This window comes from Paracoccus sanguinis (assembly GCF_012689545.1).
In the GTDB taxonomy this organism is placed as follows: domain Bacteria; phylum Pseudomonadota; class Alphaproteobacteria; order Rhodobacterales; family Rhodobacteraceae; genus Paracoccus; species Paracoccus panacisoli.
This window is the reverse complement of record NZ_CP051543.1, coordinates 36,166-58,960: the sequence shown is the minus strand read 5'-3', so window position 1 is coordinate 58,960 and position 22,795 is coordinate 36,166. Positions and strand designations below refer to the sequence as shown.

The window sequence follows — 22,795 nt, the reverse complement described above, 5'->3', positions numbered from 1 at the left end:
GAGCCCGTGTCGCCTATAATTCCGAGCTTTTGGAAAGGTACTCTTGTCGTGAAACGCGCTATCGGAACCTTATTGCCGAGATTGTCCCGCAGAGCGGTATTGCAGTCACCTCAGGGGTCCATCGACTTCGCCGATCGCGGCCGGATCAACGGATGGGTGCGGTGGCCAGGCAGCGACGCGCCGATCACAGTCGATGTCCTGATCGGTGATCAGGTCGTTGCCAGAAATGTCGTTGCCGATCTCCACCGCCAGGATTTGGAAGCCGCGGGTGTAGGCAATGGCCGACACGGATTCGATGTGACGCTCGATCCAGGCTGGCTGCGTTCTGACATCGAGCCCGCCTCCGAGTTGACGGTTTACATCCGTGACAGCGTGTCGGGAGCCATGCTCCTCAGCAAAATGCTTGACGATCAATCGCCTTCCATCCCTGTGGCTGAAGAGCCTGGTGTTGATGATGACACGGCTTCGGTCATTTCTCTTCCGGAACCCTCGCCTGCCCAGGAAATAAAGCCAAGCTTCCGCGTCCACATCGACAAGCTGACGACGGAAGGCCGGTTGGGCGGTTGGTCCTTGGACCCGGCGGCACCGACGACGCAATTCGCGCTCGAGGTCTTGATCGACGATGTTCCTTATGCGTCGATCAGGAACACCGGGGAGCGCAAGGACCTTCTTCGCGGCTTCCAAACGGACGGCAAGGGCGGCTTTGAGCTGCAGCTGCCGGTCCGCTATCTGGAAACGGGCTCGCATACGGTAACGGTGATTGCGCCGGATGGCACAAGTTGCACCAAGCCAATCGTCGCACATCGCGATCACAAACCCGCTGAACTGGTGGCCGACAACCTCTCACCCGAGGGAACCGCTATTGTCGTGCCGATCTACAACGCAGCCGATGACGTAGAGATCTGCATCCAACGTCTGCTGGACTATACCGACGCGTCAGTCGAAGTGATCCTGATCGACGACTGCTCCCCGGATCCGCGGATCGCCACCATACTCGAGGATGCGTCCCGACATGCCCGGTTCCGGATTCTCCGGAACGACGAAAACCTCGGGTTCACCCGTACGGTCAATCGCGGATTGGTCGAAAGCGGGATGCGCGACGTCGTCATCCTGAACAGCGATGCCCGGGTGACTCCCCGCTGGCTGCCCAACATGCTGGCCGCCGCGCGGTCCATGCCGCGCGTAGCGACCGTTACTGCCATGTCGGACCGGGCCGGCGCATTCTCGGCGCCTGAAATCGGCAACGAGAACGACCTTCCCCCCGGGATCGACGAGGCGACATACGCCCGGGCGTTCCGCCGGCGCCAGTTCGGAACCTACCCAGTCGTGCCGACGGGCAACGGCTTCTGCATGCTGATCACCCGTGCCGCGATGCAGGAGATCGGTCTTCTGGACGCCGAGGCGTTTCCCCGCGGCTACGGCGAGGAAAACGACTTCTGCATGCGGGCAATGCGTGCCGGCTGGCAGAACGTGATCGATGACCGGACCTATGTCTTTCACGATCGCACGAAGAGCTTCGGGACGTCCAAGCAGGCCAATGCCGAGGCCGGGGCGCGGGTCGTGAACGAGCGCTATCCCGAATACCGGTTCATGACGCCAGTCTACCACGATGGCGAGGATATCCGGCTGGCGCGGCTGCAGGCTCGGCGGGCGCTGAGAGACTGCACGCTGCCGGAATCAATTCTGCCGCGGGCGCTCTTCGTCGTGTCGACGTCATCGGGTGGGACGCCGCAGACCAACCTCGATCTGATGTCTGCGCTGAGGGATAGCTATGACTGCTGGTTGTTGCGATGCGACAGCCGCGTGATCGAGTTGAGCCATCTCGTTCACGGAGAGATGAAGCTGGTCTCGTCCCACCGGCTTCGCCGGCCCATCGATCCGGTGACGCACCGCTCGCAGGAGTATGACCGGGTCGTCGAATCCTGGCTGGTGTTCCACGATTTTGAACTTGTTCATATCCGGCACCTCGCCTGGCACAGTCTCAGCCTTCCGGCGCTGGCCAAGGCGCATCACATGACCGTGGTGCATTCATTCCACGACTTCTACGCCCTCTGCCCGACGGTGAACCTGCTCAAGGACGAAAGCTTCTGCAGCGGCGCGTGCAGCAGATTGCAGGGTTCGTGCAAACCCGCGCTGTGGGCTCCCGGCACCATGCCGGACGTGAACCGGCCCTGGATTGACGTCTGGCGCCAGCGCTACGGGCAGGCGATCACGCATTGCGATGCGTTCGTGACCACGTCGGGGCCGGTGCGCGACCGCATCCTGGCTCATCTGCCGGGCATCCGGTCCGACAGGTTCTTCGTCATTCCTCATGGCCGGGATTTCCGCCGTTTCGACGGGACCCCGCCCGCACCGCAGCCTGGTGAGCCGCTGCGCATTCTGATCCCCGGCAACATAAACCTGAATAAGGGCTTGGCCGTCATCAATGCGCTAATGGAGCGCGATACGGAGAACCGGCTGGAATTCCACCTGCTGGGGAAGCACCCGGCCGCAACACCGCCGCATCCGCGTGTCGTGACGCACGGCCCCTATACCCGCTCCGATTTCCGGGAACGGGTGCGGGCGATCTCCCCGCATATCGGCGCCGTGTTCACGATCGTCGAGGAAACCTGGTGTCACACCCTGACCGAAATGTGGTCCACCGGACTTCCGGCGGTGGTCTTTGACTTTCCCACCGTGGCGGGCAGGGTTCGAGAAAGTGGTGCCGGATGGGTGGTCGACCACAGCGACATCAGCGCGCTTTACGACAGTCTGATCGGGATCATGACTGATCGCGACGACCTTACCCGCGCCTATCTGGCGGTGCGCAACTGGCAGTCCGCCGAAGGCGCTGCCAGGACGACCCGTTTCATGGCGGCGCAGTATCTCGACGTCTACCGCCAAGCCATCGCTGTATCGCAGGGGTCGTTGCGACCGGAGGGCCCGCGACGGCGCATCGCCGTCGTTGCGCCCGACATGTCCCCGAATCTCGACCGGGCCAATGCCTCGACCCATGTCCGACTGTGGCAGCGAACGCACAACCGCCTCGATCGGCCCCTAGATTACGTCAGGATGAGTCCGCAGGCGCTTCTGGCGAACCTGGCGACGGGCGGCATCGCCGGTGCAATCATCCAGCGGAACGCGATACCGGGCCCGTGGGTGGATCGGGTCGTCGACGCCTTTGCTGCCGCCGACACACCCTACATTGTCGAGCTGGATGACGACCTGCTCGACGTGCCCGCGGACAAGGACCCCGCCGGCCGCTATGCCGCCTACCGGCCGCGGCTTGAAAGGCTGATCCGGCAAGCAGCGGCGCTGTCGGTCTCGACCCCGGTCCTGCGGGATCGCATGGCACGCCTGAACGATCGGATCGAGGTGATCCCGAACGCCCTGTCGCGTGCGGTCTGGGCGATGGGGGACATCGTCCGGGTGCCAGATGGAAAGATCCGCGCCCTCTACATGGGCACAACGACGCATCAGGCGGACCTGGACATGATCCTGCCGGCGCTGGAGGCGGTGGCGGCCAAGCGCCCGGATTTCCGCCTGTCCGTGATCGGCATCGGCGCGGACGACGCGCCCCTTCCCGCCTTCGCCGAGCGCATCGCGATCCCGCCGGATGCGAAGGATTACCCGCGCTTCGTCCGCTGGCTGGGCGACCAGCGTCGCGCCATCGATTTCGCCTTGGCGCCATTGCAGGAAATGCCATTCAACGACTCGAAATCTGATCTCAAGATTCTTGATAACGGCGCTCTGGGGCTGCCGGTCGTTGCATCCCGGCATCCGGCCTTTGCACATTTTGCCGGAAGGGAGGGGGTGACGCTGGTGGCGAACCGTGTCGAGGACTGGACGGCTGCGCTGCTTGACCAGATCGACAATCGGGACGGGCACGCGAAGGCCGGGGACGCATTGCGTCGCTGGGCCTTCGAAAATCGGTCGCTGGAATCAACCTTGGACGCTTTCGACACATTCGTGCTTCTGACCTGCCACTGAACTTTCATCCAACGGCGACCTGAGCCCGGTTTTTGTTTACGCCTGTTGGCGCGGGTTGAGCAATCGCCCGGCGCGCGGAGCTTTCATCTCGCGCAGCGGGGCGGGCGATTGCGGGGTTCAGGTTCGCGGCAAACCCTACAGGGGTCTGGTAGCCCAAGGCCGAGTGGGGCCTTTCGGTGTTGTAATCCGTGACCCAGGCAGCGATCAGGTCACGGGCATGGGCGATGTTGCGGAACAGGGCCTCGTTCAGAAGCTCGTCCCGCATCCTGCCGTTGAAGCTTTCGACGAACCCGTTCTGCATCGGCTTGCCCGGCGCAATGTAATGCCATTCGACCTTGTGCTCGGCGCACCACTTCAGGATCGCGTTCGATGTCAGCTCTGTCCCGTTATCGCTGACAATCATTCCAGGCCTGCCGCGGCGTTCGATCAGCGCCGTCAGTTCCCGAGCCACGCGGCGGCCCGAAATCGAGGTGTCCGGGATCGCCGCCAGACATTCGCGGGTGACGTCGTCAACCACGTTCAGCACCCGGAAGCGCCGCCCGCAGGCGAACTGGTCATGGACGAAGTCCAGCGACCACCGTGCATTGGCTCGTGTCTCGATCAGGATCGGTGCCCTCGTTCCGAGGGCCTTGCGGCGCGCTTTGCGTTTACGCACGGTTAAGCCCTCTTCTCGGTAAAGCCGATAGATGCGGTTGATCCCGGATGGCTCTCCCTCGCGCCTGAGCAGCACGAACAGCCGCCGGTAGCCGAACCTGCGCCGCTCGTTGGCCAGATCCCGCAACCGCCCGCGCAGCGCCGTGTCCGGCGCTCGCTGGGACTGGTAGCGCACCATCGTCCGGTCCGCCCCGGCAATCTGGCACGCCCGCCGCTCCGACAGCCCGAGATGGGCCTTCAGGTGCGCGACAGCCTCGCGCTTCACGGCGGGCGTTACCACTTTTTTGACAGCAGTTCTTTCATCGCAGCCATGTCGAGCATCTGGTCAGCCAGCAAGCGCTTCAGCCTGGCGTTCTCGTCCTCGAGTGCCTTCAGCCGCTTCGCCTCCGACACCGTCATCCCGCCATACTTCGCCTTCCAAGCGTAAAATGTGCCTTCCGACATGCCGTGCTTGCGGCACAGATCTGCGCACTTCGCGCCGGCATCATGCTCCTGAAGGATACCGATAATCTGTTCCTCGGTCCGTCGTGCCTTCTTCATCTTCGTCCGTCCTCTCGTTGGGCCGGACTCTAGTCACAGATGGAGGAAAAAGCCCGTGGCAGGTCACTTCAAGCATGCTCGCTTCGTGAGCCATTGTTGCATAAAGCGACCGATGCTCAGGCCGCTCCTTCCCCGGACACACATGCTCCGTGACTTGAGTGATGGGTGTGACGCGCGCAGTGAAGCCGTCCGAAACCTTGCCCCGGATGACATTGCCGGCCGTCCGCCAAGCCGCGGCTGATCACCCAGAGCCGCGAGCTTGCCGTAAGCGTCCGGCCTGACCGCTACCCGTTCCATCGCCATGGGAGCAGATCGTCGACCTTTGTGATCTTGTAGTCGGGGATGCGGGCCAGGGTATCAGCGAGCCAGGCGAGTGGATCGACGGCGTTGAGCTTGGCTGTCCCGATGAGGGTGTAGGCGATGGCGGCGGCTTTTCCGCCTGCTTCCGAGCCGACGAAGAGGTAGTTCTTGCGGCCGAGGGCAACGGCGCGCATGCCGCGTTCGGCGGCGTTGTTGTCGAGTTCGAGAATGCCGTGGTCGAGGTAGGGGCGCAGACGCTGCATGCGGGTCAGGGCGTAGCGGATGGCGGCGGCTAGCGGGGATTTGCCTGAGATCGTGGTGAGTTGCATCGCCAGCCACGCCTCCAGCTCGTCGAAGACGGGGGCGGCATGGGCCTGTCGCAGTTCGGCACGGCGATCAGGCGGAGCGCCACGGGCCTCCTTCTCCACGGCATAGAGCCGGGCGATCCGAGTTATGGCCTCTTGGGCTATCGGAGAGCCCTGGGATCGGTGGATGTCGACGAACTTGCGCCGGACATGGGCCATGCAGGCGACCTCGCGGATGGCGCCTGAGCGGTAGAGGTCTTCAAACCCGGCATAGCCGTCGGCGTGCATCCAGCCGCGATAGCGGGCGAGGTGATCCTTGGGGTGCTGGCCTTTGCGGTCGCCCGAGAAGCGATACCAGGCAGCGGGCGGCGCGGAGCCGCCCCAAGGGCGTTCGTCACGGGCATAAGTCCAGAGCCGGGCGGTGCGGGTCTTGCCGGTGCCCGGGGCGAGCATGCTGACCGGCGTGTCGTCGGCGAAGATCGCCTCGGCCGACAGGACATGGCGACCGATGGCGTCAGCGAGGGGTTCAAGCAAGGCAGTGGATTTGCCGACCCAGTCGGCCAGCGTCGAGCGATCCAGATCGAGCCCCTCACGATCGAAGATCTGGCTCTGGCGATAGAGCGGCAAGTGATCTGCATACTTGCTGACCAGCACATGGGCCAGCAGACCCGGCCCCGGGCGGCCACGCTCGATGGGGCGAGAGGGCAGCGGGGCCTGGACGAACCGTTCGCAGCAGGTGCAGGTCAGGCGCGGCCGGACGATCCGGTTCACGATAAACCGGCTGGGAACATACTCCAACTCCTCGGTGACATCCTCCCCGATCCGGCGCAGACGGCCTCCGCAATCGGCGCAAGCCTCGGCACCGGGGCCGAGTTCGACCTCCATCCGTGGGATATGATCCGGGATCGGGCGGCGCTTGGGTTTGTCCTTCTCCTCGATGTCCGGCAGTCGCATCCGGGCGGTCATCGCGGCAGCAGCGATCTCGCTGCTCTCCAGCGCCAGTTGAAGCTGTTCTGCCGTCTCCGACGATGCCCCGAACCGGTGGGCGCGGTGCCCTGCCAACTGGTGCCGCAGCTTCTCGATCAGGATCGCCTGGGCCTTCACCTCGGCCAAGAGCCGCGCGGTGAAGCTGCGCAGCTCCTCTGGGTCTTCCGGCAGGGCCAGGGTCTGATCGAGCATGCGGGAAGTTTATCCCACGGGATTCCTTGTGGGAATCATTGATTACAGGTCCTGTGGACTATCCCGCCGCCAGAGGCCGCCACGTCCGTTCCGGGGCCCGCCAGTCAATCCCCTCCAGCAGCATCGACAACTGCGCAGGCGTCAGTGCCACCTTCCCCTCCTTGGCCGAGGGCCAGACGAAGCGGCCCTTCTCCAGCCGCTTCATGAACATGCAGGCCCCTTGGCCGTCCCACCAGATGACCTTGACCAGATCACCCCGGCGGCCCCGGAAGACAAAAAGATGCCCGCCGAATGGGTTCTGCTTCAGCACAGCCTCGGCCTGCGCCGCCAAGGCTGCAAAGCCCTTGCGCATGTCCGTCACCCCGGCGGCCAACCAGACCCGCGTGTTCGCCGGAACCGGGATCATACCGTGAGCCCCCGGATCAGCCGCGCGAGCGCCCCAGGATCGTAGTTGCCACTGATGCGCATCCGATGCCCGCCCGCGAGCTCGATCTCGATGCAACTGTCGGCGGCAGGTCCTGCCGGGGCAGACCTGGGCTCCGCGACAATCTCTACCGGCAGAAAGCGCGCCTGTTCTGGAAGGGGCGGAGCCGAGGCGGGGTCCGGCGCATAACGGGGATCGCGCAGCCACTTGAAGATCAGGTTCGCGTTTACCGCGTAGCGCCGGGCAACCTGGGCCACGGAAACACCCGGCGCAGCCGTCTGGAAGCAGATCGACCGCTTCTCCTCGTCCGTCCAGAGCCGCTTCGTCCGACGCGCCACGACATCACCATAGTGTCCACTATCGATGGTGGACACTATCCGCCCCTCTCACCCCGCGGCAGGGCGGCCAGGACGGACGCTTACAGCTTGCCGCGGCTGGCATCGTCCCCCGGAGGTGCGGCTGTCAACAAGGGTACCGGCCCCACAATCAGGCCGGTGTCCATTTAGCGGCGGACTACCAACTTGAGCACTGCCCGCAGAACATCGCCCTTGGCGAAGCGCCCGGGGCTGTTCTTTGAGGCGATTGATCCTGCCGCACGATCCCGCATAGCCCTTCGCGCCGCCCCTACTCCATATGATGCGCCGCAGGGCCCGCCGGGACCCCCGGCCGGCGCAGGATCAGCGTCAGCGGCAGCACGGCGAGGCACAGCCACATCATCACCACGAAGTCGTCGAGATAGCTGATCATCAGCGCCTGCTGCGTCACCAGCCCGTCGAGGACGTTCCACGGCACGCCCCCCGGCAGCGCGTCCAACACCGGCCGCTGCCGCAGCAGCTCGGGCGAGGTGATGGTCAGGCCCGAGACGAGCTCGGTGTGGTTGACCTGGATGTTGCGCGTCAGCAGGAACCCCACGACCGAGATCCCGATCGACGAGCCGATGTTGCGCACCAGGCTGAACAGCGCCGTGGCATCCGCGCGCAGGTCCACGGCCATGGTCGCAAAGGCGGTGGTCGAGAGCGGCACGAAGACCAGCCCCATCCCGATCCCCTGCAGGACGCCCGAGATGACGAACGGGCGGCTGCCCATGACGGGCGAGAAGCCGGTCATCAGGTGCAGCGAATAGGCGGTGAGCGCGAGCCCCACCGCGATCAGCAGCCGCGGGTCCACGAACCGGACGAGCTGCCCGACGAGGACCATCGACAGCATCGTCCCCATCCCGCGCGGCGCCATGACCATGCCGGTGGTCATCACCGGATAGCCGTAGATCCGCGACAGCATCGGCGGCAGCAGCGCCATCGACGCCATCAGCACCATGCCGATCACGAAGATCATCACCAGCGCGGCGACGAAGTTGAAGTCGGCGAACATCCGCGGGTCGAGGAAGGGCCGCTCGGCCGTGGCGATGTGGATCGTCGCCACCCAGAAGCCGATGATCGCCAGCCCGAGCTCGATCCACACCTCGGTCGAGGCGAACCAGTCGAGCTCTGCCCCGCGGTCCAGCATCATCTGCAACGCGCCGACGCCGAGCGCGATGAAGGCGAAGCCGAAGAGGTCGAAGTGCCGGCGCACCGCCGCCCGCTCGGGCAGGTTCGCGGCGCAGCCGAGAAACGCGATGATCCCGACCGGCAGGTTGATGAAGAACACCCAGCGCCAGTTGAAGCTTTCGGTCAGCCAGCCGCCCAGGGTGGGGCCGATGATCGGGCCGACCATGATCCCCGCCCCCCACAGCGCCATCGCCTGGCCCTGCTTCTCGCGCGGGTTGATGTCCAGCATGAAGGTCTGCGCCAGCGGCACGATGGCCGCGCCGAAGACGCCCTGCAGCACCCGAAAGGCGACCATCGAGCCCAGCGACCAGCTGAGCCCGCAGGCGACCGAGGCCGCGACGAACCCCGCGACCGAGATCAGGAACAGCCGCTTCCGGCCCAGCCGGTCGGCCATCCACCCGGTCAGCGCGGTGACGATCGCCGCGGCGACGATGTACGAGGTGAGCACCCAGTTGATCGTGTCGGCCGAGGCGCCGAGATCGGCCTGCATCGACGGCAGCGCCACGTTCGCGATCGTGGTGTCGAGCACCTGCATGATCGTGGCGAGCATGATCGACAGCGTGATCAGCGTCTTGTTGTGCACCTCGATCAGAGGTTTCGAGAGCGGTGCCGCGGCGCTCATCGACGGTGGTCGCCCACCCACCCGGTCACACCCGCCTCGGCCGCCGAGGCCCGCAGCCGCAGCTGCTCGAGCCCGGTCTGCCGGCCCGTGTCCACGGTGACCGACGCGCTCATCCCCGAGCGCAGCGCCGACAGGTCCTGCCCCTCGGCCAGCAGCAGCCGCACCGGCACCCGCTGGGTCACCTTGACCCAGTTGCCGGTCGCGTTCTGGGCCGGCAGCAGCGAGAACTCGGCCCCCGTCCCGGCGCCCACGTCGGCGACGGTCGCGGCGAACGTGCGGTCGGGATAGGCGTCGAAGGTGATCTCGGCCGACTGGCCCGGCACGATCCCCTCGAGCTGGGTTTCCTTGAAGTTGGCGTCCACCCAGACGTCGCGGGTGGCGATCAGCGAAAAGACCGGCGTGCCGGCGGCGACGAACTGGCCCTGGCGGAACGACGCCGCCTGGGTCAGCACGCCGTCGGCCGGGGCGTGAACCTCGGTCTGGGTCAGGGTATAGGCCGCCTTTTCACGGGCCGCGACGGCCTGGCGCACCAGCGGATGGTCGTCGTCGGGCGCGGCGGGGTCGCCCCCCAGCGCGGCGGCGGCGGCCCGGACCTCGACCTCGGCGGCGGCGAGGCCCTGTCGGGCCTGCTCGTGCCGGTTCGTCACCTCGTCGAGCATGGCGGTGGTGGCCACGCCCTTCTTCGTCAGTTGCGCCTGCCGGTCGGATTCCGTCTCGGCAAAGTCAAGGTTCGACTGCGCCAGCTCGCGCCGAGTCAGCGCCGCAGCGTGGGCGGCCTTGAGCTGCTGGACCTGGACCCGGGCGGCCGCGACCGCCGCATCGGCCTGCGCCAGCGCGATCCGGTAGGGTTCGGCGTCCACCCGGAACAGCAGGTCACCCGCCGCGACGTGGCGGTTCTCGGCCGCCTCGGAGGCGACGACCCGGCCGGACAGGTCGGACGCGATCAGGATGCGCGCCTGGTGCAGGTTGGCGTTCTCGGTCTCCTGATAGCGCCCGCCGCTCAGCCAGACGTACCCGCCGCCGAAGATCATCGCGACCGGCAGCGACAGCATCAGCAGCCGGCGCCGGATCGAGCGGCCGCCCCGGGCAGGGGGCGCCACGGTCGGTCGCCGCGCCGGGGGCGCATCCGGGACGGGCTCACGCGGGGCGGGCTCAGGCGGGTTGGCCTCACGCGGGTTGGGTGCGTGGTCGCGGGACGCTGGGGCGGTCATCGGTCTGGCTTTCCGGTGGGGGGCATGGGGTCCGCGGGGCTCTCGGCCGCGCGGCAGAGGTTCGCGTTCAGCCGCCACAGCATGGCAAACAGGTCAGCGCGTTCCTGCGGGCTGAAATCGGCGAGGGCGAGGTCGGCCGTGGCCTCGGCGACATTGCCGAGGCTGGCCAGCGACGCCGTCGCCCGCGGCGTGGGGTGGACGATGTGAGCCCTGCGGTCGCCGGGATCGGCCGTGCGCTCGACCCAGCCGGACTGCACCATCCGGTCGACGAGGCGCGACACGCTGATCGGCTCAACCCCCAGCGCCTCGGCCAGCCGCACCTGCCGCATCGGCCCCTGCTTGAGCAGGACGACCAAGAGCCGCCATTGGCTGGACGACAGCGCCCGATCCCGCGTCCGCTCCTCGATCGAGCGGCTGAGGGCCCGGCTCGTGGCGTGCAACAGGCCGGCGAGGCTGGTGGGGAGGGGCGAGAGCGACATCGCTCGTTAATAGTAATCATGCTTATAGTAAGCAAGTGCCTTGTCTGCCGTGCACCCCGCCGTGCCCACCCCCAACCGTGGCGACGTGACGCAGGCTAACATTTGCCGCCCAAGGCGTCCGTTGGCCGCCCCGGCGCGTTCACCGCTCCTGAGCAGAGACGATGAAAGGCGCGTCGGATGATCAACATCGCCCTCGTGGGCACCGGCCCGACCGGCGTCTACGCCTTCAAGGCGCTGGCCACGGTCCGCAGCGCCGAGGCCGTCACCATCTGGCTGTTCGAGAAGGGCGCGGACGCGGGCGTAGGGATGCCCTATTCGGACGACACCGCCAGCGCGGTGATGCTGGCCAACATCGCCAGCATCGAGATCCCGCCCGTCACCCGCAGCTATCTCGACTGGCTGCGCGCCCAGACCCACGCCCTGCTGCGCAGCCACGGCATCGACCCGCGCGACATCGACGACCGCGACTTCACCCCGCGCCTCATGCTGGGGCGCTATTACCGCGACGAGTTCAACGCGCTGGTCCATCAGGCCGAGGCGCTCGGCCACAAGGTCGAGCTGCGCGAGCGCACCGAGGTCACCGACATCCGCCCCCGCGCCGACGGGCGGCTGCAGATCGTCACCGACCGGGGCGAGGTCGAGGAGGCCTTCGACAAGGTCATCCTCGCCACCGGCCACGTCTTCCCCGACGACGACGAGACCCGGCGCTATTTCCCGAGCCCGTGGTCGGGGCTGCTCGACGCGCATATCCCGGCCTGCCGGGTCGGCATCCTCGGCACCTCGCTCAGCGCCATCGACGCGACGATGGCGATCGCCACCCAGCACGGCCGCTTCGTGCAGGGCCGCGGCGAGGCGCTGCGCTTCGAGCCGAGCGACCCGGGCGCCAACCCCGCCCTGTCGATCACGATGATGTCGCGGGCCGGGCTTCTGCCCGAGGCGGATTTCTACTGCCCGATTCCCTACGAGCCGCTCAAGGTCATGACCCCCGCCGCGCTGGCGGGATTGGAGGGCAGCGACCACCTGCTCGACGCGGCGTTCGACCTGTTCCGGGCCGAGCTGGAACTGGCCGACCCGGCCTACGCCGCGGCTCTGGAACTGGGGAACGCCACCGTGGACGACTTTGCCTCACGGTATTTCCGCGCCCGCAAGCAGAGCGAACCGTTCGACTGGGCCCGCCGCAACCTCGCCGAGGCCGAGGCCAACCACGACGCCCGCCGCACGGTCCCGTGGCGCTATGCGATCCTGCGGATGCACGAGCCGGTCGAGGGGCTGGTCGAACAGATGTCCGACGCCGACCGCGCCCGGTTCGAGGCCTCGCTGAAGCCCGTCTTCGTGGACAACTATGCCGCCGTCCCGCCGGAATCGATCCGCCGCCTTCTCGCGCTGCACGACGCGGGGCTCTTGTCGATCCGCGCGATCGGCAGCGACTGGACGATGCAGCAGTCCGACGAGGGCACCACGCTCGACACCGCGGCCGGCCCGTTGACGTTCGAGGTGTTCGTGGACGCCCGCGGCCAGAAGCCGCTCGAGGCCGAAGACGTGCCCTTCCCGACGCTGCGCGAATCCCTGCTGGCCGCGGGCGTCGACGTGCTGGACGTGGACGAGGATTACCGCCTGCTCGGCGCGCCGGCCTATGACGCGCGGGTCTACATGGGGGCGATCCCGTACCTCATGCACGACCGACCCTTCGTGCAGGGGATCACCGCCGCCTGCGACATCGGCACCCGGATCGGCGGCGCGGTGCTGCGCGAGGCGATCGAGACCTCCAGCCGCCGCCGCGGCCGCATCTGGTGGGAGGATTTCCGGCCCCGCCTGCCGCGGTCGCTGGCGCGGCTCGCGGACCCGGTGCCGGATGTGGCGGCGGGGTGAGTTGGGGCGGTGAGCGGTGAGCGGTGAGCGGTGAGCGGTGAGCGGTGAGCGGTGAGCGGTGAGCGAGGTCGCTTGCTGGCCTGAGGGGCGCAAGAGGTGTGAGCGTTTTTCCGTGTCTGCCTAGGTCACCACGGCAGGTGAGCGGCCGCTGCCCACCATGCGCGTCGCCCCCTCCCACCATCGCTGCCGTTCAGGCGTGCCGCCTGCGCTCAAACCCAACCCCGGCCCTGTTAGGGCGCGCAGCGTCAGGCGCCACCCGTCATGCGCCACACTCCGCGCGACCTCACTCGGCCCCCAGCGGCTCCATCGCCAGCGGCACCTCGTCCCACACGTCATCGGGAAACGCCGCCGGGCGGATCGTCCCCGTCACAATCCGCGTCAGCAGCGCCCCGAAGCCCGTGCCCTCGAACACCTCTGGCGCCCCGTCCTCTTCCCCCCAGACGGCGGCGGGCCACGCCTCGGGGTCGCGGCCCGTCACCATCCAGCCCAGAAAATCGCCGTTGTCCGTCAGCCCCCAGGCAAGGAGACCGCCCGCCTCGGGGAACACCGGCGCGGTGTAGGTGCGGGGGTGATGGGCCTTGAGGGTGCCGAGGGCGTAGGAGACGTAGCGGGCCTTCTCCACCAGCTCGACGACCCGGTTGGGGTGGCCGGGGGAGAGCGTATAGAAGAACGCGCCGATCTGCGCGGGACCCCAGTCCGACAGGAACTGCTTGTAGTCCGCAGGCAGGGTCACCCCCAGCGCCGCCTCGGCCGCCGCCCAATCCGCAGCTGACGGCGCGGCGGCAAGGTGCACGGGTGGCGGCAGGGCGCTGCGAAGTTCGGCCGACCAGTCCATGACCCCTCTCACTCAGGCCGTCGCGGCTTGCGGGCGCCCACACCGGCCCCCAACCGGCCGGGGGCTCAGTCGGCGGACCGCTCGGACACGGGCGCCTCGATCGTCAGCGGCAGCTCGTCCCACACATCCTCGGGGAACGCCGCCGGGCGGATCGAGCCGGTCACGATCCCGGCCAGCAGCGCCCCGAAGCCGGTGCCGTCGAACACCTCAGGCGTGCCGTCCTCCTCGCCCCAGACGGCCGTGGGCCACGCCTCGGGGTCGGTGCCCGTCACCATCCAGCCCAGATAGTCGGCGTTGTCCGTCCACCCCCAGGCTAGGAACCCGCCCGCCTCGGGGAACACCTGCGCCGTATAGCGCTGCGGATGGTGCGCCTTGAGCGTCGAGAGCGCCTCCGTCACCCCCCGCGCCTTCTCGACCAGCCCGTTCCGCCCCGGCACCGGGGCGAACACATGGAAGAACTGCCCGACATAGGCCGGCCCCCACGCCTCGGCAAAGGCCACATAGTCGCGCGGCAACCCGACCTTCAGCGCGGCCTCGGCTGCCTCACGGTCCGCCGCACCGGGCAATTCGCGGACCTCGGCGGGGGGCGGAGCGATCTCGCGCAGCGTGTCCAGCCAATCCATCGGATTACTCCTGTGCGTTGCGGTTGTGGATGGTGATGCCGAGGCTCAGCCCTTCCGAGCCCTCGGCCTGCAGGACTACGGCGGTGGGGTGAAGCTGTCCATCTTCGTAGACCGGCGTCACCTTGTAGTTGACCACCTCGCCCGCGCTCACCGCGTCATAAACGTGCTGCTCGAAGTCGCGCATCACTGGCGAGTTCGTGTCGAGCTGATACAGCATCACGAAGTTGCGCGGATCGGTGCCCGAGCCGCCCAGCATGTTGGCCAGCAGATGCCCGCGCGAGTGGTTCTGGTCGCCGTTCACGAACCCCGGCGGGCGGACGTTGCGGCTGGCGTGGCCGCCGGTGTCGAGCATCGCGGGGGTGATCGTCGCCTCGATCCCCTGCGCCTGTCCCAGCGCGTTGAGGCTGCCATAGTCGACGCGCGCCGTCGCCGTCGCCGCGGGCGCGGTCAGCGCAGCGAGATGCGCGGGGACAGCCAGGTCGATGTCGCCGCGCGCCGCATAGTGATCGAGCAGCTCGGTGAGCGAGCGGGGCGCCGCGATGAAGCCGCGGGCCGAGGCGTAGGGCGAGTTCAGCCGCCCCGTCTCGCGCCGGATCGCCTGGTCCAGCTCGCGCTGGCGGACGGCGAGCGCGTTGCGCGCGGCCGGGGTCAGGTCGCGCTGGGCGGCGTCGCCGATGGCCAGCGCCTCGCGCTCGATCTTGTCGAGTTCCAGCCCCGCCTCGTGCGCGGCCGAGCCGACCTCGGGCTGCGGCTTGCCGGCCAGCAGGCCGCGCAGCCGGTCGCGCAGGCTGCCCGCCTGCCCGAGCTGGACGGCGGTCCGCTGGTGCAGCGCGAGTGCCGCGGGGTCGATCGGCCCCGCGCCATGCTCGATGCGGATGTCGCGGGCGCGGCCGTTCTGGATGTCATATGCGACGCGCATCTCGCCCGGCGCCAGCCCCACGCCCGGCTGCACCGGCACGCCCGAGGCATCCAGCGGCCCGCCGCTGCGGATGCGCTGGTCGAGCCCGGCGAAGGACAGCCCGTCGGCGCCGTTGGGCGCCAGCCCCCCGGCGCGATGCGCGGCCACCCCCATCCCGCCCCAGAATGCGATGTTGAGCAACCCGGCCGCCCGGTCGGCGCCCGACATCCGATTCCAGTTCTGCGCCATCTGCACCGACTGGTCGGCGATGGTCGCCCCGTCGGCCACATCGGCCGCAAGCGCCGTGCCGGTCACGGCGCGGGCAAACGCGGGCGAGGCCTTCGCCCCCTGCGAGGCGAGCCGCAGCCCGCCGCCGATCGCCCCGACCGACAGCACGCCGGCCGCGACCTCGAGCCAGTTGGCCCGGACGGCCGGATCGCTCAGGTCGCCGATGTCCTGGCCGTGGGTGGCCATGTCCTGCAGCTCTTGCCCGGCCCGTCCGGCAGTCCAGAGGCCCGCCGCCCCCGCTGCGACCAGCGGCGCGGTGGTCCCGCCGGTGCCGACGATCAGCGCCCCCGCGGCGACGATCCCGACCCCGATGGCGACGCCGTCCACGACCTTGCCGAAGCCCTCGGCGAAGCTGTCGACCACGCCCGGCGTGTTGCGGTGGGTCAGCTCGCCCGCCTTGAGGTCCAGCCCCGCGGCATAGGTCATCCGCCCCTCGGGCAGGGTGTTGTTCTCCTCCCAGTCGGCGAGGTCGCGGTAGGTTCGGCCGCCGTGATCGACGAACCGCGCCTCGCCGGTCGCCTTGTCCTCGACCCGGAAGACCGGGACGGTCGCCGCGCCCTCGTCGCGGCTGGTGACGGTGACGGGGACCACGGTGACGCGGGCCTCGGGGCCGCCGAGGCTGGCGATCTGCCCGGCCACCCGGTCGATCGCCTCGTTCCGGCCGCCCGCCGAATAGAAGCGGTTGCCCAGGCCCCGCTGCAGGAAATCCTCGGTCAGCTCGCCCTGCGGCAGCTGGTCGGGGGCGATCCCCATCGCCTGCCCGACGGTGTTGCGCAGCGCCTCGCCGCCTAGCGTCTGGGGCGCGGTGCCGCGGGTGCGATAGGTGTCAGTAACCTCGGCCGCATAGGCGCGCGAGATCTCCTCGGATTCCCAGCCGTCGCGGAAGGACGAGGCGTTGGTGCAGGTGCCCCGCGCGCCCGAGACCTGCCCCAGCGCCCAGAGCCGCAGCTCGGGCGCGGTCTTCTGGTCGAAAAGCATCCCGCGCGGCGCGTCATGGTCGAGCGCGCCCGAGATGTTGCGCGCCGTCTGCTCGCGCACGATCCGGTCGGCGTCGCCGTCGCCGGGCGCCGCGGCATTGGCCAGCGCCTGCGCGATGCGGGTCCGGCCCTCGGCCGTCCGCGCGCCGCTGCCATCCTCGAACATGAAGAGCGCGGTGGTCAGCCGCTCGGACTGCGCCGGGTCCAGCCGGCCGCGGTCGGCGGCGAGCGACCAGAGCCCGGCGCGGACGTCCGCGGGCATCCCCTGCGACAGCCGCCCGATCTGCGGCTCGAGCCCGGGGTGGGCTGCGACCACGACGGCGGGATCGCTGCGCAGCGCGGTCTGCAGCATGTGATGGACCTTGGGCCCATAGTCGGGGGCGGCGATGGTCGCCCCGCCGCGGGCATAGATCGCCTGGTTGTCCATCTCGGGCCTGGCGAGCGCGCGGGCGAGCGCGGCGCGGGCGCCGGGGTCGCGGCTGACCTCGGCCGCGGCCTCGGTCACGTTCTCGGTCGACGGCCCGCGGTCCTGTCCCAGCCACGCCTGCGCCGCCCGCGCGGCGAGCGCATCGAGCTCGGCCGCGGTCAGCCCGCCGAGGTCGGATTCGCCCCTCAGCGCCCGGCCGGTGCGGGTGCCGCCGTCGCTGTCGTTGAAGAAGCCGCCGCGATGGGTGGCGTTGTCACGCACGAAGGCGTCGATTTGGGCTGACCGCTCGGGGGTGATGTCAGGCGCCGCCACGGGCGCCGGCGCAGGCTTGGCGGGCAGGCGCGGGCCGGCCACCGGGGCGGGCGTCGGCTGCGGGCGCGGCGCGCCCTCGGCCCGCGCGGGCGGGCGGGGCGGGGCCGGGGGTGCAGGTGAGGGTGCGGGTGGGGGTGCGGGCCGCGCGGGCGGCGGCGCGGCGCTCGATTTCAGGCGGCTGCGGACGGCAGAAAGAAGTCCATCGAGCATGGGGGCACCGGTCCTGTGGCGACGAGTCCCGCCCCGGTTAGGCCGCCCATATGTCGCCCGTGCGACAGTCGGGGCGGGTCGGCCGCGCGCCGCCGGTGCGGGCAAAAATCCGCCGATGCCATATGGTTGTCACGAAACATCCATCGTCCCGATGCACGACGTTTACCGACGCCCCCGAGCGTCCCGGTCCAGAACGCGCCCGCCGGAAGCGACCGGAGGCGCCTCATTGCCGATGCCACGCCCGAGCCCACGAGGGGGACTGGACCATGCTTGACGGACTCCGCGACCGACTGCGCAGCTTCGCGCGCCCGCCCGCGCCGCAACCGCTGCCGAAGCCGCCCGCCCCGCCCCCTGCGCCGACGCCCGCCGCCCCCCGGCACGCCTCGCCGGCGTCGCCCGCCCAGCCGCAGCGGCAGGCGAGCCTCTCGCCCGCCGGCCACGCGGGCGCGCGGCCGGGCGCGGACCGCACCGGGTCGGGCGTCGCCGACGGGGTCAAGGCCGGGGTGACCGGCACCGCCGACGGCCTGTCGGTGCGCGGCGGGATCGAAAAGCTGAACAGCGCGGGCGATTCCACCACCCTGCGCCTGACGCCCGAGGCGAAGGTGCTGGGCAACATCCGCGCCTTCAAGGTCGGCCCCAAGGCGCAGCTCGGCTCGACCATCGAGGTGCGCCGCGACAGCGATGCCCCCGACAGCAGCTACACGGTGCGCTACGACAAGCATTCGCTGCTGGCCGCCGTGGGCGAGGCGGGCACCGACACGATCAAAGGCGCCAAGGGCGGCAAGGCCGGCGGCGCGGGCGGCAAGGCGCCGGGCGGCGTCAACCTCAAGGCCGAGGCCGGGGTGCAGGGCGCCGACGTGGTCGAGATGCGCTTCAAGACCCGCGACGAGGCGATCCGCGCGGGCGAGACGCTGCAGCGGCTGCAGCGCGCCGACCTGCTGGATGACGCGATGGACATGGCGGCCTCGGCCACGCCGATCCCGGTGCGCGGCCAGGCGCTGTCGGGCGGCGGCGACAACCCGGTCGCCAACCCGCTGAACCGCGACGGCGCGCCGGGCCGGCTGTCCAGCAAGGTCGCCGGGGTCAGCCCCGAGGACATGACGTTCCTCAAGGACCACGTCACCGCCTATGAGACGACCATCGGCTCGCGCACGCGGCTTGCGGCCGAGGTCAAGGGCGACCTCAAGCTGCTCGACGGCGCGCTCGAGGGGCGGGTGGACGGCACCCAGCAGATCTCGCGCCGGGTCGAGATGCCGGTGGACGGCAAGGACGGCTCGGTCACCTATTCGGTCAGCAGCGGCCTGCGCCTCTCGGCCAAGGAGCGGGCGAACCGCAAGGCCACCTTCGCCGGCGCCGACATGCTGACGCTCAAGGCCGACAACCGGCTGGAGCTGGCCAACGCCCGCACCACGGCCAGCCTGCGCTACAGCTTCGCCGCCGACGGGCAGGACCCGACGCGCTCGGCCGGCGGGCGCCCGGTGCCCGAGGCGGATGCGATGTCGGGGGCGAACGGCGGGCTGAAGCTCGAGCGGGTGGCGGTCGAGAACCGGCTGGAATGGCGCGACCAGGGGCTGACGGACCCCTCGCGCGGGGACAGCAACGTGGTGACCGAGCGGCTCGAGCTGAACGACCCGACCCGCCTGCGCGCCGCCGCCGGGCAGCTCTTCGAGGGCCGGTTCGAGGATGCGGCCCGCACCGCCGGCGCCCGGCTCGACCTGCGCGCCGACACGATCGAGCGGTCGGGGATCGACGTCCAGCCCGGCGTCAAGCTGGACGCGGTGGTGCTGGATGTCGAGGCGACGGCCATCGTCACGGTCGGCGTCAACGACGTCGTCGGCCGGCGCGAGCTGACCGTCCAGCCCGGCGGGCCGGACCAGCCCGGCACCCCCGGCGGGGTCGAGTGGCGCACGCCCCCCGCGCCCGCCGACGACGGCAAGACCTATGCGGTCCAGCCCTACGCCGGCGCCGTCGTGCGCGCGGCGCCCGAGGGCGAGCCCCGGGGCGTCGTCCAGTCGGGCAGCTTCCTGCGCGACGCGGGCGGGCGCCGGACCGCCGCCGACGGGCAGGCGTGGATGCAGGTGCGCGGCACGGACAAGGACGACAAGCCGGTGGCCGGCTGGGTCCGCGCCGACCTGCTGGCGCGCCACGATTCCGCGACCGGGGCGATGGACGCGACCGGCCGGATCAACCCGACCGCCGAATACAACCGCATGGACCAGATCAAGGTCCGCAAGGACGACAACCTCTGGAACCTCGCCCGCGAGCACGGCTGGGATTTCGAGGCGACGGTCGCCGCCAACAAGGACCACCTCGAGAACCCGTCGCTGATCTTCAAGGGCGACACGGTCTATGTCCCCGGCAGCGCCCGCGGCCCGGCCCGCGAACGGGTCGAGACCCCCGCCGAGCCGGGCAAGCCCGGCGCGCCCTCGGTGGAGAGCCGCTCGCAGGGCCGCGACGGCATCGACGGCAGTTCGGTCACGCCGGGCGCCTCGGTCACGCCGGGGCTGCCGGGCGGGCCGGTGGCGCCGGGTGCATCGGTGACCCCTGGGGTGCCGGGCGGGCCGGGCGCGTCCGGCAGCCCGACGCCCGCGCCGACCCCCGCCAACCCGTCGCCCGCCCCCACGCCGTCCCCCGACGCCGCGGTCCCGCCCGCCACCCCGCCAGTCGCCCCGGCCCCCGGCAACGACGTCCCCGGACGCGCCCGGCTCGATGACGTGCTGGCGCGTTATCAGACCAACGCCGACGCCGGCACCGCCGACTGGAAGCCGCGGCTGCTCGACAGCCCGCTGAGCGGGCCGGCCGACTTGGGCACCCGCGCGCTCGACGGGCTCAGCGGGTCGAACACCAACGACCAGCTGCGCCAGCTCGACCGCAAGGGCATCCCCGCCTCCGAGGCGGCGGCGCTGAACCGGCTGGGCGAGCTGCAGCAGATGGACTGGGCCAAGCTCACCAAGGCCACCGGCACCGACGCCGTCGCGGCCTTCGCGCGCCCGGCGGGCTACCGCGGCGACGATTCCGCGTGGAGCAACGATGGCCACGTGGACGCCTATCGCCACGCGCTGTGGAATGCCCGGATGACGAAGCAGTTCGGCGCCGAGTGGACCCGCGAATACGCCACCGCCCACGAGCGCCTGCCCGAGAACCCCGGCCCGCGCGAGGCGATGGACCTTTACAACAACGAGGTCGGCCGCAAGATCGCGACCGAGAACCCCGGCGCGTCCGACGCCGATCTGCAGCGGCTGGTGCGGCAGGCGGTGGACCGCGGCGACCTCGTGGTGATCGACCGCTCGAACCGGCTGGCGTGGTCCGACCGCGTGAAGCTGGGCGAGCATGGCAACGTGCCCCCCGGCACCGCGGCGCTGCCGGGCAACGCCAACCACAACGCGGCCCCTGCGCAGGACCGGACCGGGTCGTGAGCGGGGCGCGCAGACACGGGGCCGCCCGCCGGCCCGCAGACAGGACAGACCGAATGGCCAAGACATCCCTCGCAATCGCCGCCAGCCTGCTGGCGCTGAGCCTTGAGAGTGCCGGCGCGATGAGCCCCACCCCCCCGACCGAGACGCCCGCCACCGCCACCGCCGCCGGCACCGCGACGACCGCGGCCGCGACGACTGCCACCGCGACGACTTTCGACCGCACGGCCTGGGTGGCCGTCGCGGGCAAGGCGGACCAGTCCGAGCCGCGCTTTGCACTGATCGAGGCCGCCATTGCCGAGATCCCGCCCGGCACCCCCCGCGAGGAGGTGCGGGCCCGGCTGGGTGAGCCGGACCAGAGCTTCCCCGAGTCGTGGGCCTACATGGCCGGCCCGACGCTGTTCGGCGGCGAATACACCGCCGTGCTGGTGCGCTTCGACGCCGAGGGAAAGGTGCGCGACGCGCGCAAGGTCAGCTCGAAGACCTGGAACTGAGGCGCGGCGGGGCCGCCTGCTCGCGCAACAGGACGCCGCTCAATAGCCCTGCGTCATGTAGCGGTAGGCGTCCCAGCTGTGCATCTCGCCGGTCATCGCCGACCAGGTGTTGAGCCGCATGAGCTGATCGGCGGCCTCGCCCGCCCCGGCCCCGGCCCCGACCCCTGCGGCGACCATCGCCTCGGCCCGCGCCTCGAGCAGCGGGCGCACCGGCCCGGCAAAGGCCCCCGCCTGCATATAGGCGACGAGCTCAGGGCTCGCGGCGCGCTCGGCCGGGGTCAGGGGCACGTCCACCGCGCCGAGCCAGCCCAGCACGTCGGCGGTGCCGATCACCGCCTCGAGCAGCGCGGCCGGCGGCACGGCGCTGTGGTCGAGCACCCCCACCGCCAGCCCCCGTTCGGCCGGGTCGAGCCGGTCCCACGCGGCCAGCACGCCCGCCGTCCAGGCGTCCATCCTTGTCGGCAGGACGCGGTTCACCGGCTCGTCCGCCTGCGCGTCCCAGAACGCCTGCACCGAGACGCGCCCCGCTTCGGGGTCGAGCGCCGCCAGCCTGCGCCCGGCCTCGAGGTCGTCGGCGCTCAGCCCCTGCCCCGGCACCAGCTCGGCCAGCATCGGATCGCGCCGCGTCCAGGCGGCGAGCAGGCCGGCGTCCTCGGCCCCCGTCTCGCGCAGGGCGGTCGCCAGCATGTCGCGGGTCAGGTCGGCGAAGACGGCGCGGCTGGCGGGATGCGCGGCCCGCCGCGCAAGCGCCGCCCCCTGCGCCAGCGCCGCGGGCAGCGGCTGCAGGGTCGGGTCCATCCCCCCCAGCGCCGCATCGAGCGCCGCGAGCTCGGCCCGCGCCGCCGCCCGGCCGGGGGCCTCCGCGCCGTCCGTCAGCGCCAGCAGGTCCTCGGTCAGCGCCTCGAGCGTGGCGTCCGAGAGCGTCGGCGCCCCGCCCCCCGACGCGGCAAGCCCGGCCGAGGCTGGCAGCGAGGCAACGGCCAGCGTCAGGGCGAGGCGTATCGCGGGGCGCGAGGGCGTGGCGGGCATGGGCATCACCGGCTGTTGTCGGCCGCCATCCGACGCGCGCTGCGTGTCGGCCGCATGACAGGCGCAGGCATCGGCCGCATTCCGCCGATCGACCGTCACTCACCCCTCCGACCGTCACTCATTTGTCGCGTTCATCGGCTTGGGTCGCGCGAGATGAACGGACCCGACCATGCGACCCTTGCCGACCGCCCCG

General features: G+C 70.1%; 15 protein-coding genes. 4 read left to right on the top strand and 11 right to left on the bottom strand.

Going from position 1 to position 22,795, the window contains the following annotated elements:
- Positions 1-48: 48 nt before the first annotated feature.
- A complete protein-coding gene (locus tag HGN31_RS15680) occupies positions 49-3,969 on the top strand; it encodes a glycosyltransferase (protein ID WP_168784015.1) in 3,921 nt (1,306 codons plus the stop codon).
- A 4-nt stretch (positions 3,970-3,973) separates the two neighbouring features.
- Here HGN31_RS15680 and HGN31_RS15675 read toward each other — a convergent pair.
- From HGN31_RS15675 to HGN31_RS15645, 7 genes are all read right to left on the bottom strand, one after another.
- Positions 3,974-5,163 (bottom strand): IS3 family transposase gene (locus tag HGN31_RS15675; RefSeq protein WP_168781936.1). Its coding sequence is split into 2 segments (ribosomal slippage): positions 3,974-4,911 and positions 4,911-5,163, totalling 1,191 coding nucleotides; the frame shifts between segments, so codons are not numbered across the junction.
- 284 nt (positions 5,164-5,447) lie between these two features.
- The gene (gene tnpC, locus HGN31_RS15670) at positions 5,448-6,947 is read right to left on the bottom strand and encodes an IS66 family transposase (RefSeq protein ID WP_168781947.1); all 1,500 of its coding nucleotides are present in this window, start codon (positions 6,945-6,947) and stop codon (positions 5,448-5,450) included.
- Positions 6,948-7,005: 58 nt separating this feature from the next.
- Positions 7,006-7,353: an IS66 family insertion sequence element accessory protein TnpB gene (tnpB, locus tag HGN31_RS15665; RefSeq protein ID WP_168782219.1), complete on the bottom strand. Its 348-nt coding sequence runs from the start codon at positions 7,351-7,353 to the stop codon at positions 7,006-7,008.
- Positions 7,350-7,745, bottom strand: a complete 396-nt coding sequence (gene tnpA / locus HGN31_RS15660; protein ID WP_036712921.1) for an IS66-like element accessory protein TnpA — start codon at positions 7,743-7,745, stop codon at positions 7,350-7,352. The genes tnpB and tnpA overlap by 4 nt, the downstream gene beginning before the upstream one ends.
- 250 nt (positions 7,746-7,995) lie before the next feature.
- Positions 7,996-9,537: a DHA2 family efflux MFS transporter permease subunit gene (locus tag HGN31_RS15655; protein WP_036702234.1), complete on the bottom strand. Its 1,542-nt coding sequence runs from the start codon at positions 9,535-9,537 to the stop codon at positions 7,996-7,998.
- Positions 9,534-10,589 carry an HlyD family secretion protein gene (locus tag HGN31_RS15650; protein ID WP_425325343.1) on the bottom strand — a complete coding sequence of 352 codons (1,056 nt, stop codon included), beginning with the start codon at positions 10,587-10,589 and terminating at the stop codon, positions 9,534-9,536. Before HGN31_RS15650 ends, HGN31_RS15655 begins: the two co-directional genes overlap by 4 nt.
- Positions 10,590-10,744: 155 nt before the next feature.
- Positions 10,745-11,227 (bottom strand): MarR family winged helix-turn-helix transcriptional regulator, encoded by a 483-nt coding sequence (locus HGN31_RS15645; protein ID WP_168784013.1) that lies wholly within the window; start codon positions 11,225-11,227, stop codon positions 10,745-10,747.
- A gap of 177 nt (positions 11,228-11,404) precedes the next feature.
- Here HGN31_RS15645 and HGN31_RS15640 point away from each other — a divergent pair, with 177 nt between their 5' ends.
- Entirely contained in the window at positions 11,405-13,096 is a 1,692-nt protein-coding gene (locus HGN31_RS15640) for an FAD/NAD(P)-binding protein (RefSeq protein WP_168784012.1), read from the top strand.
- Positions 13,097-13,379: 283 nt separating this feature from the next.
- Here the strand turns inward: HGN31_RS15640 and HGN31_RS15635 are convergent, their stop codons facing one another.
- The 3 genes from HGN31_RS15635 to HGN31_RS15625 form a co-directional block, all read right to left on the bottom strand.
- Positions 13,380-13,931 carry an SMI1/KNR4 family protein gene (locus HGN31_RS15635; RefSeq protein WP_168784011.1) on the bottom strand — a complete coding sequence of 184 codons (552 nt, stop codon included), beginning with the start codon at positions 13,929-13,931 and terminating at the stop codon, positions 13,380-13,382.
- Positions 13,932-13,996: 65 nt separating this feature from the next.
- Positions 13,997-14,554, bottom strand: coding sequence for a hypothetical protein (locus HGN31_RS15630; RefSeq protein ID WP_168784010.1), 558 nt, complete (start codon positions 14,552-14,554; stop codon positions 13,997-13,999).
- Positions 14,555-14,558: 4 nt separating this feature from the next.
- Complete coding sequence (locus HGN31_RS15625) at positions 14,559-17,498, bottom strand: DUF4781 domain-containing protein (RefSeq protein ID WP_168784009.1); 2,940 nt, start codon at positions 17,496-17,498, stop codon at positions 14,559-14,561.
- Positions 17,499-17,932: 434 nt separating this feature from the next.
- Between HGN31_RS15625 and HGN31_RS15620 the strand changes: the two genes are divergently transcribed.
- Both HGN31_RS15620 and HGN31_RS15615 read left to right on the top strand, forming a co-directional pair.
- Positions 17,933-21,082 (top strand): DUF6973 domain-containing protein, encoded by a 3,150-nt coding sequence (locus tag HGN31_RS15620; RefSeq protein WP_168784008.1) that lies wholly within the window; start codon positions 17,933-17,935, stop codon positions 21,080-21,082.
- Positions 21,083-21,135: 53 nt separating this feature from the next.
- Positions 21,136-21,573 carry an outer membrane protein assembly factor BamE gene (locus HGN31_RS15615; RefSeq protein WP_168784007.1) on the top strand — a complete coding sequence of 146 codons (438 nt, stop codon included), beginning with the start codon at positions 21,136-21,138 and terminating at the stop codon, positions 21,571-21,573.
- Between the two features lie 39 nt (positions 21,574-21,612).
- Here the strand turns inward: HGN31_RS15615 and HGN31_RS15610 are convergent, their stop codons facing one another.
- Positions 21,613-22,608, bottom strand: a complete 996-nt coding sequence (locus HGN31_RS15610; protein ID WP_168784006.1) for a hypothetical protein — start codon at positions 22,606-22,608, stop codon at positions 21,613-21,615.
- Positions 22,609-22,795: the final 187 nt, after the last annotated feature.

Excerpts from the sequence above, each read along its gene's own strand:
- tnpC (WP_168781947.1), bottom strand. The coding sequence starts at position 6,947 with ATGCTCGATCAGACCCTGGCCCTGCCGGAAGACCCAGAGGAGCTGCGC.
- tnpB (WP_168782219.1), bottom strand. The coding sequence starts at position 7,353 with ATGATCCCGGTTCCGGCGAACACGCGGGTCTGGTTGGCCGCCGGGGTG.
- HGN31_RS15655 (WP_036702234.1), bottom strand. The coding sequence starts at position 9,537 with ATGAGCGCCGCGGCACCGCTCTCGAAACCTCTGATCGAGGTGCACAAC.
- HGN31_RS15650 (WP_425325343.1), bottom strand. The coding sequence starts at position 10,589 with ATGCTGTCGCTGCCGGTCGCGATGATCTTCGGCGGCGGGTACGTCTGG.
- HGN31_RS15645 (WP_168784013.1), bottom strand. The coding sequence starts at position 11,227 with ATGTCGCTCTCGCCCCTCCCCACCAGCCTCGCCGGCCTGTTGCACGCC.
- HGN31_RS15640 (WP_168784012.1), top strand. The coding sequence starts at position 11,405 with ATGATCAACATCGCCCTCGTGGGCACCGGCCCGACCGGCGTCTACGCC.
- HGN31_RS15635 (WP_168784011.1), bottom strand. The coding sequence starts at position 13,931 with ATGGACTGGTCGGCCGAACTTCGCAGCGCCCTGCCGCCACCCGTGCAC.
- HGN31_RS15630 (WP_168784010.1), bottom strand. The coding sequence starts at position 14,554 with ATGGATTGGCTGGACACGCTGCGCGAGATCGCTCCGCCCCCCGCCGAG.
- HGN31_RS15620 (WP_168784008.1), top strand. The coding sequence starts at position 17,933 with ATGCTTGACGGACTCCGCGACCGACTGCGCAGCTTCGCGCGCCCGCCC.
- HGN31_RS15615 (WP_168784007.1), top strand. The coding sequence starts at position 21,136 with ATGGCCAAGACATCCCTCGCAATCGCCGCCAGCCTGCTGGCGCTGAGC.
- HGN31_RS15610 (WP_168784006.1), bottom strand. The coding sequence starts at position 22,608 with ATGCCCATGCCCGCCACGCCCTCGCGCCCCGCGATACGCCTCGCCCTG.